Source organism: Exiguobacterium sp. UBA6282, assembly GCF_002440475.1.
Lineage (GTDB): Bacteria > Bacillota > Bacilli > Exiguobacteriales > Exiguobacteriaceae > Exiguobacterium_A.
On the sequence record NZ_DJUM01000030.1, the window covers coordinates 16,410 to 30,615 of the forward strand.

The 14,206-nt window shown below is 46.7% G+C and carries 15 protein-coding genes; 10 read left to right on the forward strand and 5 right to left on the reverse strand.

Going from position 1 to position 14,206, the window contains the following annotated elements; all coding sequences use genetic code 11:
• Together B2751_RS08985 and B2751_RS08990 are read left to right on the forward strand one after the other, a co-directional pair.
• The coding region (locus B2751_RS08985; RefSeq protein ID WP_290774357.1) for a GGDEF domain-containing protein at nucleotides 1-663 on the forward strand (663 nt) is incomplete at its 5' end.
• 15 nt (nucleotides 664-678) lie between these two features.
• Entirely contained in the window at nucleotides 679-1,461 is a 783-nt protein-coding gene (locus tag B2751_RS08990; protein ID WP_290774359.1) for an alpha/beta hydrolase, read from the forward strand.
• A 62-nt stretch (nucleotides 1,462-1,523) separates the two neighbouring features.
• Here the strand turns inward: B2751_RS08990 and B2751_RS08995 are convergent, their stop codons facing one another.
• Complete coding sequence (locus B2751_RS08995; protein ID WP_023469680.1) at nucleotides 1,524-2,438, reverse strand: rhodanese-related sulfurtransferase; 915 nt, start codon at nucleotides 2,436-2,438, stop codon at nucleotides 1,524-1,526.
• Between the two features lie 238 nt (nucleotides 2,439-2,676).
• On the opposite strand from B2751_RS08995, the gene B2751_RS09000 reads away from it, so the two are divergent.
• The 4 genes from B2751_RS09000 to B2751_RS09015 all read left to right on the forward strand — a co-directional run bounded on the left by B2751_RS09000 (nucleotide 2,677) and on the right by B2751_RS09015 (nucleotide 6,440).
• Nucleotides 2,677-3,324 carry a TVP38/TMEM64 family protein gene (locus tag B2751_RS09000; protein WP_023469681.1) on the forward strand — a complete coding sequence of 216 codons (648 nt, stop codon included), beginning with the start codon at nucleotides 2,677-2,679 and terminating at the stop codon, nucleotides 3,322-3,324.
• Between the two features lie 264 nt (nucleotides 3,325-3,588).
• Entirely contained in the window at nucleotides 3,589-3,915 is a 327-nt protein-coding gene (locus tag B2751_RS09005; RefSeq protein ID WP_056059859.1) for a DUF485 domain-containing protein, read from the forward strand.
• Nucleotides 3,912-5,468: a solute symporter family protein gene (locus tag B2751_RS09010; protein ID WP_035412105.1), complete on the forward strand. Its 1,557-nt coding sequence runs from the start codon at nucleotides 3,912-3,914 to the stop codon at nucleotides 5,466-5,468. Before B2751_RS09005 ends, B2751_RS09010 begins: the two co-directional genes overlap by 4 nt.
• A gap of 114 nt (nucleotides 5,469-5,582) precedes the next feature.
• A complete protein-coding gene (locus B2751_RS09015; RefSeq protein ID WP_035412101.1) occupies nucleotides 5,583-6,440 on the forward strand; it encodes a sulfite exporter TauE/SafE family protein in 858 nt (285 codons plus the stop codon).
• 57 nt (nucleotides 6,441-6,497) lie between these two features.
• Here the strand turns inward: B2751_RS09015 and B2751_RS09020 are convergent, their stop codons facing one another.
• Entirely contained in the window at nucleotides 6,498-7,874 is a 1,377-nt protein-coding gene (locus B2751_RS09020) for an alanine/glycine:cation symporter family protein (RefSeq protein WP_290774363.1), read from the reverse strand.
• 95 nt (nucleotides 7,875-7,969) lie between these two features.
• On the opposite strand from B2751_RS09020, the gene B2751_RS09025 reads away from it, so the two are divergent.
• From B2751_RS09025 to B2751_RS09035, 3 genes are all read left to right on the forward strand, one after another.
• A complete protein-coding gene (locus B2751_RS09025; RefSeq protein WP_035412096.1) occupies nucleotides 7,970-9,187 on the forward strand; it encodes a PucR family transcriptional regulator in 1,218 nt (405 codons plus the stop codon).
• Nucleotides 9,188-9,308: 121 nt separating this feature from the next.
• A complete protein-coding gene (gene ald / locus B2751_RS09030; protein WP_029342897.1) occupies nucleotides 9,309-10,433 on the forward strand; it encodes an alanine dehydrogenase in 1,125 nt (374 codons plus the stop codon).
• Between the two features lie 172 nt (nucleotides 10,434-10,605).
• The gene (locus B2751_RS09035; protein ID WP_290774366.1) at nucleotides 10,606-11,466 is read left to right on the forward strand and encodes a tetratricopeptide repeat protein; all 861 of its coding nucleotides are present in this window, start codon (nucleotides 10,606-10,608) and stop codon (nucleotides 11,464-11,466) included.
• Nucleotides 11,467-11,469: 3 nt separating this feature from the next.
• Here B2751_RS09035 and B2751_RS09040 read toward each other — a convergent pair whose 3' ends face one another.
• Complete coding sequence (locus B2751_RS09040) at nucleotides 11,470-12,117, reverse strand: diacylglycerol/polyprenol kinase family protein (protein WP_035412085.1); 648 nt, start codon at nucleotides 12,115-12,117, stop codon at nucleotides 11,470-11,472.
• 111 nt (nucleotides 12,118-12,228) lie between these two features.
• Between B2751_RS09040 and B2751_RS09045 the strand changes: the two genes are divergently transcribed.
• The gene (locus B2751_RS09045) at nucleotides 12,229-12,852 is read left to right on the forward strand and encodes a DUF1836 domain-containing protein (protein WP_035412080.1); all 624 of its coding nucleotides are present in this window, start codon (nucleotides 12,229-12,231) and stop codon (nucleotides 12,850-12,852) included.
• 45 nt (nucleotides 12,853-12,897) lie between these two features.
• Here B2751_RS09045 and B2751_RS09050 read toward each other — a convergent pair whose 3' ends face one another.
• Complete coding sequence (locus B2751_RS09050) at nucleotides 12,898-13,374, reverse strand: hypothetical protein (protein WP_056059846.1); 477 nt, start codon at nucleotides 13,372-13,374, stop codon at nucleotides 12,898-12,900.
• Nucleotides 13,375-13,545: 171 nt separating this feature from the next.
• Nucleotides 13,546-13,890 (reverse strand): restriction endonuclease, encoded by a 345-nt coding sequence (locus B2751_RS09055; protein WP_290774368.1) that lies wholly within the window; start codon nucleotides 13,888-13,890, stop codon nucleotides 13,546-13,548.
• Nucleotides 13,891-14,206 lie beyond the last annotated feature (316 nt).

Here is a 14,206-nt window from a genome sequence, read left to right on the forward strand (position 1 = left end):
ATTCCTTCGATTACGAGCGGAGAGGTCGATGTTTCGATCATCCTGTTCCATCAAGTCGCAGACGCCTATGATGTGACAAATGCTGACGAATTATCTCGTTTGCTTCGTACCTTTTGTCGCGTCTTAGAACGCTCACGTGAAACGGTCCAACTCTATACGGAAAGTCGGACCGATGCTTTGACCGAATTACCGAATAGCCGTGCTTTTTATGAACACGGTCGGCAGGAATTTGCCGCTGACTCCTACCCGCTCTCCGTAATTCTGTTCGATATCGATCATTTCAAACGTGTCAATGATACGTACGGTCATAAAGTAGGTGATCTCGTCCTTCGTGAACTCGGCCGACGTATTCAGGCGATCCAATTGCAACATGATGATGTCTTTGCTGCTCGTTATGGTGGGGAGGAATTCGTGCTTCTGTTGCGAAATGGTAGTCAAGAGGCTGCTATTCAGATTGCCGAGACGGTCCGCCATGCGGTCATGGATCGTCCCTTCCTCGTCGATGGTCACCGACTGTCCTTAACCGTCAGCCTCGGAATTGATACAGTGGATGAAAGATATCAACGGACGTTCGAAGAATCGTTACGTCAAGCCGACCATGCACTCTATGTCGGCGGAAAACACAACGGACGCAATTGTACCGCGCATTATGCAAACCTTTGAAAGGTCGTGACTCTATTGTCGATTACGGAAATTGAAATGACGCTACCGACATCACAAGCTCACCGGACGATTCGAATTCATCGTCCGCCCCATTTGGATCCTTCTGAAGCATTACCAGTAATTTATATGCATGATGGACAAAACGTCTTTAGTGGAGAAACCGCCTCGTTCGGAAAAGGCTGGGAGATTCATCTTGCACTACAACAGACACAGATTCCGGCAATGGTCGTCGCGATTGACAGTCCAGAAGATGGAATGGATCGGTACGATGACTATGCTCCTTGGAGTGACGAAGCCTTATTGATGCGGAGCGCCTATCCTTCGAATCGGACGTCAATTGGTGGCAACGGTAAGGTCTATATGGACTGGATCATCCGCGAGTTAAAACCATACATTGATGCCAACTATGCGACACGCCCTGATGATACGACAATGATCGGCAGTTCGATGGGTGGCGTCATCTCGCTATATGGATTATTCGCGTATCCGGAAGTCATCACGCGCGTCGCTGCCTTATCGACTGCCGGATGGGCAAACTTCTCCTCACTCCTTGAATTCATCGAGCGAAGCCCGTCTCTGTCTGCAACGCATCGCTGTTATATGGACGTCGGCACAAAAGAAGTGAGTGGTCCGATGACCGAGACGGATTATTTACACACGAATGATGTCTTAGCGCGAGCGGTCGAACAGAAACTCACTCAAAGTCGCTATACAATCATTCCGGAAGCAATCCATCATGAAACGGCCTGGGCCAAACGTTTGCCAGATATTTTACGTTACTTGTTCCCGTCCTCTTGAATACACAAAAAAAAAGCCGGACGGTTTCTATTAAAGAAATCATCCGGCTTTTTACGCGTGCCTTATACTAATTCTTCTTGTTGCTCTTTTTCATAACGGTTGCGCGGATGCTCCCGGCATTCATCGGAACACGAACGCATGACTTTTGGTTCGCATTCTTCACAGCAGAAGTGCTGTCGATTACATTCCGGGTTTGCACAATTAACATAGCGCGTCTCCGGTTTTCCGCAGTAGTAGCATTCTGAGACGACAGACGGATTGACGGCATTGACAGGAACTTGTACACGCTCATCAAAGACGTATAGTTCACCTTCCCAGTCTTCTCCTTGTGTCTGTTCATCTTTTCCATACATGACGACTCCGCCTTTCAAGTGGAAGATATCATCACTCTGTTGCCGTTTACGGAAGTACGCCGTGAATTTCTCACAACGAACGCCACCCGTACAGTATGTGAGAACCTTTTTCCCTTCAAACAAATGCTCGTTCTCGTCTAGCCATTCAGGGAATTCCCGTGAAGCATCGACATCGACTTTTACGGCATTCTTGAAGTGTCCGAGGTCGTATTCGTAGTTGTTACGTACATCGAGAATGACGACGTCATCTTGTTTCATCATTTCTTTCCACTCTGCTGGTTCAAGATACGCAGCGTGTTCTTCTGGCACGTTGAATTCGTCCTCAAAACGCCATGTGACGAGTTCTTTTTTGTAACGGACGAACGTCTTTTTGAAGGCATGCTCTTCAACTTCATCAATTTTGAATTCGATGTCAGCGAATCGTGGATCCGCCGTCAAGTCCTTCATGTATTGTTCCGTTTGTTCGACCGTTCCAGAGAGTGTGCCGTTGATTCCTTCTGGTGCAATCAAAATCCGACCTTTGATACCGAGCTCTTTACAGTAAGCAAGATGCTCTTTCGTTAGCTGTTCCGCATTTTCAATTGGAACATACTTATAAAATAATAGTACGCGATAAGGTTTCATATTCCTCATTAGCCCCCATGTCAGTTTTTTGCAGTAAAACGAACGTTGGCAAACGAAGCGTCTAGCTATTGACTAGCTGGGAACGCCTGCAAAACGCACCCATTTAAGTATAATACCAACTCCCTTTCGAATGTACAATCTACAATTCCTGAATCCCTTTCAAGGAATTTCATTCCCTTTCTGAATCAGAAAGAGGTAAAATAAAACACAGTAGTACATCTCGCAAGGAGGATTCCGAATGCTCCATACACTTCGTGACTGGATCGAGCAGATGATTTTCTTTCTCCAAGACTTACCTGGAGGAGCTGCCACCGGTTTGATTGCCCCGTTTCTTGAGTCTCTATTTCCTTTCCTACCACTCGTCCTGATCATTTCCGCGAATGCGGCAACTTATGGTTTTGGTATGGGTGTTCTCGTATCATGGGTCGGGAGCATGCTTGGATCACTCGTCGTCTTCGCTTGTATTCGATATCTATTTCGTCGTCCGGTCACGCGTTGGCTTGAAAAACACCATGCCGCGCAACAGTGGATTGAACGTGTTCGTCACATGAGTCCCATCTCACTCGGATTCTTTTTTTCGCTTCCATTCATGCCTGCGTTCATCATCACGTCCATTTCTGCCATGATTCAACTATCGCTGCGGACGTATTTGATCGCTGCTGGTGCCGGGCGTCTGATCGTCGTCATCATCTTCTCGCTAATCGGAAAGGAATGGTCCACGTTCCTCGAACGTCCGATGCGTCTTGTCCTTCTATTTTTGATTTTACTCGCCATCTGGGGAGTTAGTCGCGGGACGGAAGAATGGTTGAAGCGTCGTGCCCTTTCAAAACGTGCGGATCATTTACGAGAAATCGAAGATAAGATCGAACGTCCATCTGAAAAATGACTCAAGCCTGTCTATGATTCCATAGACAGGCTTTTTAAGCTGTTCTCATTTTTCTAGGGACTAGGTCTTTTGAATCATTTTATAAAGTGATTAATATATAAAAATAACGTTCAAACAATGTTCAATATTGAAAACGCTTACATTAAATTGGTATGACCAATATTAATATAATAATGATCTTTTCTTCTTAAAAATTAGGATAGCTTTTCCAGAAACGACATCCTTATAATGAATTTACATTCATTCCTTAAAGGAGGCGTCCTCATGCATCAAGTGTCCGAAGTTCAAAAAAATGAAGCGACTCAATCTGCTCCAGCAATCGTCGAGAGTGCTACCTTTCAACAATTGATGCGCCAAAAGAACGGCTTCATTCTTCCAGCTATTAGTTTTTGCCTTATTTTTTATTTTGCGCTTCCGATTTTGACAAGTTACTTCACGATTTTGAATGAGCCAGTATTCGGTGATATTACAGGAGCTTGGGTATTCGCATTTGCCCAGTTCATCATGACGTGGACGTTCTGCATGATGTATAGCAAAAAAGCACGTGCCTTTGATCGACTCGTCGAACAGATCAAGGAGGAGTCGAAATGAATTATACTGCCGTTGCCCTATTCGCAGCGATCGTCGGTTTGACGCTCGTCATTACATACTTTGCTGCCCGTAAAACAAAAACAGCTAACGACTTTTATACAGCGGACGGCGGACTCACTGGTGCACAAAACGGGATGGCGATTGCCGGCGACTACATGTCAGCCGCCTCGTTCCTCGGAATTGCCGGGATGATCGCTTTAGCCGGATTCGACGGATTCTTTTACTCGATCGGCTTCCTCGTTGCTTATCTTGTTGTCTTGTACCTCGTTGCCGAACCACTTCGGAACCTCGGAAAATACACGATGGCTGATATGATTGCCGCTCGTTTTAACGCCTCAAAAGTTCGTGGAGTCGCTGCCATGAACTCGATCGCGATCTCGATTTTTTACATGATCGCGCAACTCGTCGGTGCAGGTGCCTTGATTGAATTGTTGTTAGGAATTCCTTATACGACGAGTGTCATCATCGTCGGTATCTTAATGACGGTCTACGTCGTTTTCGGTGGTATGACTGCGACTTCGTGGGTTCAAATCATCAAAGCGATTCTCTTGATGGCAGGAACAGCCGTCATCTCGTTCATGGTCTTCGCGAAGTTCGATTTCTCGATCTTCAAGATGTTTTCAGAAGTGAAACAAGCCACGCCGCTCGGGGATTCATTCTTGAATCCTGGAAACAAATTTAAGTTACCACTCGATACGATTTCGCTCAATCTCGCGCTCGTTCTTGGAACAGCTGGATTACCACATATCTTAATTCGTTTCTTTACTGTTAAGGATGCTCCGACAGCTCGTAAATCCGTCGTGTACGCGACATGGATCATTGGTGTCTTTTATATCTTGACGATTTTCCTCGGCTTTGGTGCTGCTGCTTTCGTTGGTTCTGAAGATATCATCGCTGCTAATGCTGCTGGTAACATGGCTGCGCCACTTCTCGCTAAAGCACTTGGTGGCGATTTACTCTTTGCCTTCGTCGCTGCGGTCGCTTTTGCGACAATCCTCGCTGTTGTTGCAGGACTCGTCTTATCCGCTGCGTCTGCCTTTGCTCATGATTTTTATAGTCATATTCTACGCAAAGGGCAAGCAACGGAAAAAGAACAGATGACGGCAGCACGACTTGCTTCCATCGCTGTCGCCTTGATTTCGATGGTACTGGCATTGTTCGCACAATCGATGAACGTCGCGTTCCTCGTATCGCTTGCCTTCGCTGTCGCGGCAAGTGCCAACTTGCCAGTCATTCTCTTGACGATCTTCTGGCGCCGTTTCAATACTGGCGGAGCTGTCACAGGTATGGTCGTCGGGTTATTCTCTTCACTGATTCTCGTCGCACTCAGTCCAAACCTTTGGGCAGTCGACGGTTCAGCCTTGTTCGTCGGGGAAGCCCTCTTCCCGCTGACGAATCCAGGAATCGTCTCCATCCCGCTTGGTTTCCTCGGAGCTATCGTCGGGACATTGTTGACGAAATCGAACGAGGTTGCCGGTAACTTCGAACGTATCTTAGTCAAGGCCAATACCGGTATCGATGCAGCAACGGAAGTCGCCGCGTCAAAAGAATAAGTTCCCCTTAACGGCTCCTTCAACCCCCTTGAAGGAGCCGTCCCCTTTTACATTCTTCTCATTCATTGCCATACTAAGTGAATAATAGAGAAGAAAAGGAAAGGAAGACTGTACATGGATCTCGCTTTTTATTATTTCTTAATCCTCGGATTTTTCATTGGAATCATTTCCGGATTTTTCGGAATCGGTGGCGGTATCATCTTGACGCCCCTGTTACTCATTTTAGGATATGCTCCAAGTGTCGCGATCGCGACGAGTCTTATGCTGACACTTGGATCTACCGTTTCAGGAACGATCTCTCACTTACGTCTTAAAAATGTCGTCTGGCGCGATAGTCTCGTCGTCGGTGGCGTCGGAATCATCGGTTCGACGATCGCGACACCACTCGTTCTTCGTCTAGAGGCAGTCAATGGTGCTCATCTCGTCATCTCAATCGTTTATATCGGTCTCTTACTCTACTTCGCGAATAAATTCTTACGTCCGAAATCAACGACGGGTGAACAGACGGGGTGGAAAAATCGATATCTCGCTCTTGCCTTCACTGGTTTGTTCGCCGGATTCATTTCTTCATTACTTGGTGTCAGCGGTGGCTTCATCATCACCCCGTTACTCGTTGGGATCGTTGGCTATGAGTTGAAACGTGCGGTCGGAACGAGTATTGCTTCCGCGTTACTGATTGTCCTATCGGGACTTGTCAATTACACGGTCGCAAGTACGAACATCGATATCCTGGTCGGAATCATGCTGATCGTCGGTGCCTTGCTCGGAGCACCGATTGGCGCGAAGCAATTGACGCACTTCGAAAGCCCATTCGTCAAAAAGTACCTCGGTATCTTCTATTTGACGGTTGCGATCAGTGTTTTACTCGAGGTCATCGGCTGGAACGTCGCTTCACTCTCTGTCCTCGTTGCGCTGAGTTTGATTTTCTTACTGACACTCCTCATCTACAGTCGTCGTCGGACGAATGGATGAATCGTCTCATCATAAAAGCCGTGGTGCCTGTTTAAAGGCATCACGGCTTTTGTTCGTTTAAGCGACTCGTTTATGACCCGTCCGTTCGTAATTCCTCGTTTGTTCAATGACCAAGTGCGACAAGAACAGCATCCCGATCAAGTTCGGAATCATCATCAATCCATTTGCGATATCTGCGACGAGCCACAACGGTTCTAATTGCGCGACGGCACCATAACAGGCTGCGAGTGCAAAGAATACACGGTATCCTTCGTTGAAACGTGTCGTACCGCTCAAGTACTCCAAGCACTTCTCTCCATAGACATACCAACCGATGATCGTCGAATAACCGAAGAAGAAGACGGAGAATGCGACAGTCCATTCTCCAAATGATCCAAGGACGCTCGCAAAGGCGGTTGCCGTTAGTGCTGCCCCGGAAAGGCTCGCATCGTGCGTTACACCTGAATGTAACCCGCCTGACGAATCCCAAAATCCTGTCGTCAGAAGGACGAGTGCCGTCATCGTACAGACGATCAAGGTCACGATGAAGGTACTCGTCATCGAAATCAATCCTTGTTCGACCGGACGTTCACTTTTCGCAGATCCGGCAATCAAGGCTGCTGTCCCAAGTCCTGCTTCGTTCGTGAAAATACCACGTGCTACACCGACTTGCATCGCCATCATGATCGATACACCGGTGAAGGCTCCTGCAGGCGCAAGCGGCTGGAGGGCGTACTCAAAGATTAAACCAAAGGCTGGTAGAATCTGATCCGCCTTCAATATTAAAAGGACACAAGCGGCACCGATATAAAGTAAGCTCATGATCGGAACAAAGATCGTCGAGATCGCACTGACGCGTTCAAGTCCACCACGAATCGATACATAGACCGCCAGCGCGAGCAGAATGCCGAAGAGTAGAAGCGGTACATGAAACGATTGCTCAAGCACCGTTGCCATCGCATTCGCTTGCACGGTGTTCCCGACACCAAATGATGCAATCAAACCAAATGCCGCAAACAAGATGGCGAGGAATTTAAATTTTGCACCTAGTCCCTTTTCGATATAATACATCGGTCCACTGACAGCTTCGCCGCGTTCATTTCGACTTCTAAAAAGAATCGCAAGAAGACTTTCCGCATATTTCGTCGCCATTCCGATCAAACCGATGATCCACATCCAAAAGACTGCACCCGGTCCGCCCATCGTCAAGGCGACCGCGATTCCCGCGATGTTTCCGTTCCCGATCGTCGCTGCAAGAGACGTCATTAACATCTGAAAGCTACTAATTTCCCCTTCACCCTGTCCTGATTTTTGAACAGACAATTGAAACGCTTGTTTCAAGCGACGAAACTGAAGACCACGTAAACGAATCGTAAAGTACACTCCCGTTCCTACTAACAACACCATGCTTGGAATTCCCCAGACCCAAGCAGATATCAGACGTAACACATCCATGCCATTTCATCCTCTCTCTTTTTTCCGAGGCTTACCGTAGCATGNNAGAAGCTATACTAAAGATACTGAACGAGAGAGAAAGAAGGGATTCCTCCATGTTAGAAGCTTCATACCATTCGTTAGACGATTTAGCGGAAGCGATCGGTATCGCCTTAAATGCGCCGATTACGATTGAAGATCGTAATCACCGTCTCCTTGCGTATAGTACGCATACTGCTGACACGGACCCTGCTCGTGTCGCAACGATCATCGGTCGCCGGGTACCGGAATCGGTCATCGACCAACTCTGGAAAGACGAAGTCATCCAGAGTCTCGCTACTCAAGACGATCCGCTCATCATTTCTGCGCGCACGGATGTTGGACTGAATGACCGCGTCGCCATTGCCATCAAACAAGATTCAGAAATTCTCGGCTACATTTGGTCGATTGCTCGCAGTACCCCGTTCACTCCATCAGAACTAGCAGATTTAAAGAAAGGAGCTCTGCTTGCTCAACGTCAATTACTAGCGATCGACATGCAGAAAAAACGGAAGGAAGAGCAGACGGAACAATTCTTCTTTGAGTTATTACATGAAGAACTATCCGAGTCGGAGATCCTGAAAATGTTTTCTAAGCTCCATGTCGCACCCCCTGGCATTAGTCGTTTGATGGTCATCCGTTTTTCAGAAGCAATCACACCACGACTTGCGGATCGTCTGCGCTATTTATTGACGATCCAACAGACGGTTCGTCCATTACTTTACGCATATGATGAAACAGATTTTATCTTGTGGATCAGCACAAACGACCGCGACGCAGAACAAGAGCGTCTACAGTTTGACGCCTTCATTCAGTCCTTCCGTCAATTGCTTGCGGAGCGGTTTGATTATACGGATTTCGTTGCGGCAAGTAGTGAAGTCTTCACGGGCGTCCATGCGCTTCCGGAGCGTTACGAAGAGGCGGGTATCGTCTTACGTTTGAAAGATGCCTTTCCATTCGAACTGAAGAACGTGACGCGTTACGAACGTCTCGGCTTGTTTCAGCTCTTGCCAATTTTTTCAGAACGTTTGCGACGACGAACGGTTCGTCTCGAAGAAATCGAGCGATTGCGTGCTTACGATGTGAAACATGCCTCCTCTTTATGTGAGACGCTAGAATGGTTTCTTCATTATGATGGGAACGTCAAGCAAGTCGCTTCCCATCTCCATGTTCATCCGAATACGATCCTATATCGGATGCGACGGATCGAGGAGGAAGCTGGTATCCGGATGGAATCATTACCCGAACGTTCCTTACTTTATTTGTACCTAAAAGCAGACCGATATCCTTTGTGATTTTACACAAAGGATATCGGTTATTTTTGAAAACGCCGATAAAGTAGAGCGCTTTCATTTCTCGTATACTGAAGAAGAAGAGAAATTGATTTGTTTATTTGCGAAAGGGGATCGCGTTCACATGATCATTGGAGTATTAAAGGAAATCAAAAACAACGAAAACCGTGTTGCATTAACACCTGCCGGGGTAGCAGCGTTACATGCACAAGGACATCGTGTCATCATTGAATCGATGGCAGGCATGGGGAGTGGCTTCACGAACGAGGAGTACGTCAAAGCTGGTGCTGAAATCATCGCGACTGCTGCTGAAGTCTGGGCAACAGCCGAACTGGCTTTAAAAGTCAAAGAGCCAATCGCTTCAGAGTACCAATATTTCCGTCCGGACCTGACATTATTCACGTATCTCCATCTAGCTGCTGAGCCAGAACTGACACGTGCACTCGTTGATTCGAACATCACAGCAATCGCTTATGAGACAGTCGAGAAGAACCGCACACTTCCATTGTTAACACCAATGAGTGAAGTCGCCGGTCGTATGGCATCACAAATCGGTGCACAGTTCTTGGAAAAACCACACGGTGGTATGGGCATCCTTCTTGCAGGTGTCCCTGGGGTTCGTCGTGGAAAAGTAACAGTCATCGGTGGCGGTGTCGTCGGAACAAATGCTGCGAAACTCGCTGTCGGTCTTGGTGCAGATGTTACGATCATTGATGTTAGTCCAGAACGCCTTCGCCAGTTAGATGATATCTTTGGTAACTCGATCAATACATTGATCTCAAACCCGTACACGATTGCTGAAGCGGTCGCTGAAAGTGATCTCGTCATCGGTGCTGTCTTGATTCCAGGTGCAAAAGCACCGAAGCTCGTCACTGCCGACATGGTCAAACGGATGAAGCCAGGTGCTGTTATCGTTGACGTTGCCATCGACCAAGGTGGAATCTTTGAGACGGTTGACCGCATCTCGACGCATGATGATCCAACGTACGAAAAATTCGGTGTCGTTCATTACGCGGTCGCGAACATGCCGGGTGCCGTTCCACGTACGTCTACCCTGGCATTGACGAACGCAACGCTTCCGTATGTCCTTGAACTCGCGAATAAAGGCACACATCGTGCGCTTGCTGAAAACGATGCTCTCGAAAAAGGATTGAATGTCGCGCAAGGCTTCGTCACGTATGAAGCGGTCGCACGCGATCTCGGATACACGTACAAATCCGTTGAAGATGTACTTCACTTACACGCATAATTTCGAAAGTAAAAATAGCCGATGCTTCCTTTTCTAGGAATGATCGGCTATTTTTTATGAAAAGAAGAAATTGCGGACGAATCTCTTTATTATTTCTTGAGGCACCACTCGGCTTGTCATATGATGAAAATGAAAATATATGATTTTGAACTAATAGAGGTGATTTCATTACATGACACAAACTGTAACCGCTCATTCTCATGAACTTCAGAGCCATGTCGCTGAAGTTGCGTTACTCGAAGCACTGACATCGGATACAGAAGAGAACGTACGTATTGCCGCAACCGAGCGCTTACGTGTTCTTGTTCTATCCCATCCATTGCTCAACATTGCTACAGCCCATTCCCTTTATTTTAAGAACGAACTCACTCAAGCGCGTCGACTTATTGAAGAGACGCACCAGCAAATCGGCGAGCATGTGCAAGGATACATTCTTCTCGGTATCATTAGTGAAGAGGAAGGATATATGCACGAAGCAGAACAGTTTTTCCTTTCAGCCATCACACGTTTCCCGGAAGAACCGGCAGGACATCGTTCTCTTGCCGTCCATTACAATCATCGACAATTTTATGGAGAATCAGCCGTCCATGCGTTTACATATTTAAAGAAAGTTGGCGCATCTGGAATCGATACGCTGATGGCTATTGATTCCATCCAACAACTAGACGGTCATTCGATCGATATGTTGGAAACACTCTATGCGTTAATCATCGGGGTATCTCATCTCGATAAAACGGCTGTCTTTCATGCGACTGCTTCTGCTAATCAAGGTATTCAATACGAGATGCTACATGCTACATTGCGCGAAGACAGCGACGATACACTCTACGCTAAACTCGACGAACGCATTTCCAATATGCTCGAGCACGGCTTGTACGCAGCTGTTTATGACGATTCCGAAGAAAAAATCTATCGCTATGTTTTCCGTGATATGTGTCGAGATATGACCATCCGTCATGCAGGATGGCGTGCGTACCCAGACTATATTCGACTACGTTTTCTCTATTTCAAACAATTGTTGTTACGCGACTGAAAGTCAAAAAGCAAACGCAACGAGTGCCGCGATCGTCCATGGCAAGATTAAGTTGTCGAGATCGCGATATGAGATTGCTTCGATTAAGGCTGCGATGTTTGCAAGCAAGAAGCCGTAACTGACAGCGAGCCAAATCGGTTGTCCATAAAATAAGAACGTTACAGTCAAAACAAGGAATGACGCTAAAAACAAAGCGATACTTCCTTCAAAGGAACGTTTCGTCTCACCGCGGACGTAAAACGTCTTCCCGAAGCGTTTTCCGACGAGTGCCGCGAGACCATCTCCCCAAGCGAGCACCATGCTTCCCGCAACAAGTGCCATCGGTTGTCGTTCGAAGAAGAATAGGACGAGTCCTGCCAATGCGAGCGGATAATAGACCGTTCCATAAGAAGGACGGTCGACGCCATGCATCTGTCCAATTCCTTTTCGTAATGTCAACAGATTGACGAGAGCAAAGAAAAGTAATGGTACGATCGCGATGTACCAGTGATCAAGCCATAGCAGCGCAAGAAATACCCAGTGACCGACAGCGACATGAATCCATTTCCGAACCGTCTCGGGAGAAAAACCGAAACGGCGTCCAACGAATTCAAGAATGACGAGAATGAAGCCAACGATTCCAATCGTGCCAATGGCAGCAAACCATTCCATCGTGATTCCCCCTTTCCTATTATTGTACGTTGTTTTAGTTGCCATTTGCCCTATTGAACCTTCATTTGATAACATAAGGTCAAATGACGTCCTAGAGAGGAAGTTTTGGAAATGTATGATGCTCAAGCAGTCCAAACATTATCAAGTTGTCTGCAACGCCTGAACGAGGGGAAAGGAATCGAACCCCTCGTCGCAATAGAAGGAACGGAATTGCCAAAGGTCATCAATCGCCTGAAACAATTCGATCCATTAAAAAATGGTTTATCGATCAATGAAATCGTTCATTTGGCAAATGCTCTAATCGGAGAACACATGTCAGCGACGACGATCCAGAACTGGACGAAACGTGAAGTTCGGGACATCATCGGCGTACCGCATCGTGGGAAAAAATACTCGATCAATCAAGCCGCCATCATCTACCTGTTGGATGATTTAAAACACCTCTTCTCGTTAGAAGAAACACGGGAACTGCTGACGATCGTCTTCCAGAACCCAAATATCGATGAGGATGATTTAATCAGCCCTCTTAATTTTTATCTCGTCTATACGCAGCACGCGGAGACAAGTGGACCGATCGAATTAACGGAGAAGCGTCTCAAACGCTCGCTCGAGCGGATTAACGCCTACCGCCCTGAAACTGTTCATGTCTTACAACTCTGCCTCTACGCCCGTCGTGTGTCGCATTTGACACACGAAGCCAAACAACGCCTCCATCATGTCCTGCAAACGACATGATGAAAAAAAGATGCCATCCATGTCATGGAAGGCATCTTTTTTTATTTAAACAGCTGTCAGTGATTTATAGTGGACGTTGTTCGTCAGACTTTTCAGGACAGAGAGTAGTTCGTACATCGAGAGCTTGTCAGCATCCTTGACAAGACGGTATTCATCACCGTCCTGCAATAATTCCGCAACGACTTCTCCGGCTGCACTCCGTACGGAGAATTTTCCTTTTGTCAGGTCGAAGGAAATCGTGAACGTACCACGCTCATATACGTTGTACTCACATTTCTTCGAGAAGAGCGAAAACTTCTCGCGCATTTGACCTACCTCTTGTCCATCATGGTTCATCACGACCCATTTCTTACATGTCGGAATGAACTTACCAAACGCTACCCCTCTACCTTCACCATTCATTACTTGAACACGACCGCTTTCGTCGTGTTGAACCGCACCGATCATTTGGTGCGCTTCATCATAAATCGCGGCATGACCTTGCGAAAAAACGCAACCCTGCACATAGACAACTTTGCGCAACAGAAATTCTCCTCTCACTGCTAAAACGTGCTGGTTTTTCGTCCCCAGTTTATTTAGACATCCTGTATAGTTTAACTTTCTTTATCTGTATGATATTTCGTTAACGAAAATGATTATTGCACCGTTTCTTCAAATTGACAACCCCCTTTTGTCGACAATCATTCGACAAGTTCAATGCAGGTTCATCTCCTTTGCAAATGTGAGCAATTCTTCCCGATCGATGAGGCGAACTTGATTCGGTTCTGCCAGTTGATACGCGGCTTCTGTAAAGGTCGAATTCGTAACGACCCATCCCTCGTCCATTTCGTAGAATGGAACCGAGGCAGCGACCTGTTGAACTGCTTCGAGCCCTACAGCCGCACTGTATCGCTTCGCCTGGATGGCAATCTTATACCCTCGTTCATCCTCTATCAACAAATCTGCTCCGAAGTCGCGTGAGGCAGGTGTCAACTCGACCCGATATCCTGCTGTTTCAAATAAATCGGCAAGCCATTCTTCAAATTCTCGTCCTTCCATTCGATCGAGTCTTTTTTCAAGCGACGGCGTTAAAACGGACAAAAGAAGAAAAAGGATACACCCTACTATACTGATGATTAAGATTAAAGGTTCCCAAGAACTCGAAAAAAAATAAGTTCCGAAAATTCCTATCATGGCAAACAAAGCTGCTAGTAACAATCGTTTTCTTTTTAATTGTTTCATCCTACTTTTCCCCTCTACTTCGTCGTGACCTTTTTTTCACTATACTAAAATTCTTCGTTGGTTGCTTCCTTCGACAGGAAACGCGGCTCGTCTTGCAGAAGTAAACTAACGAGGAAAGACTGTCTTAAAATCC

Bases quoted from the DNA above. Each gene is read 5' to 3' on its own strand.
- B2751_RS08995 (WP_023469680.1), bottom strand. From the start codon at position 2,438: ATGAAACCTTATCGCGTACTATTATTTTATAAGTATGTTCCAATTGAA.
- B2751_RS09000 (WP_023469681.1), top strand. From the start codon at position 2,677: ATGCTCCATACACTTCGTGACTGGATCGAGCAGATGATTTTCTTTCTC.
- B2751_RS09005 (WP_056059859.1), top strand. From the start codon at position 3,589: ATGCATCAAGTGTCCGAAGTTCAAAAAAATGAAGCGACTCAATCTGCT.
- B2751_RS09010 (WP_035412105.1), top strand. From the start codon at position 3,912: ATGAATTATACTGCCGTTGCCCTATTCGCAGCGATCGTCGGTTTGACG.
- B2751_RS09015 (WP_035412101.1), top strand. From the start codon at position 5,583: ATGGATCTCGCTTTTTATTATTTCTTAATCCTCGGATTTTTCATTGGA.
- B2751_RS09020 (WP_290774363.1), bottom strand. From the start codon at position 7,874: ATGGATGTGTTACGTCTGATATCTGCTTGGGTCTGGGGAATTCCAAGC.
- B2751_RS09025 (WP_035412096.1), top strand. From the start codon at position 7,970: ATGTTAGAAGCTTCATACCATTCGTTAGACGATTTAGCGGAAGCGATC.
- ald (WP_029342897.1), top strand. From the start codon at position 9,309: ATGATCATTGGAGTATTAAAGGAAATCAAAAACAACGAAAACCGTGTT.
- B2751_RS09035 (WP_290774366.1), top strand. From the start codon at position 10,606: ATGACACAAACTGTAACCGCTCATTCTCATGAACTTCAGAGCCATGTC.
- B2751_RS09040 (WP_035412085.1), bottom strand. From the start codon at position 12,117: ATGGAATGGTTTGCTGCCATTGGCACGATTGGAATCGTTGGCTTCATT.
- B2751_RS09045 (WP_035412080.1), top strand. From the start codon at position 12,229: ATGTATGATGCTCAAGCAGTCCAAACATTATCAAGTTGTCTGCAACGC.
- B2751_RS09055 (WP_290774368.1), bottom strand. From the start codon at position 13,890: ATGGAAGGACGAGAATTTGAAGAATGGCTTGCCGATTTATTTGAAACA.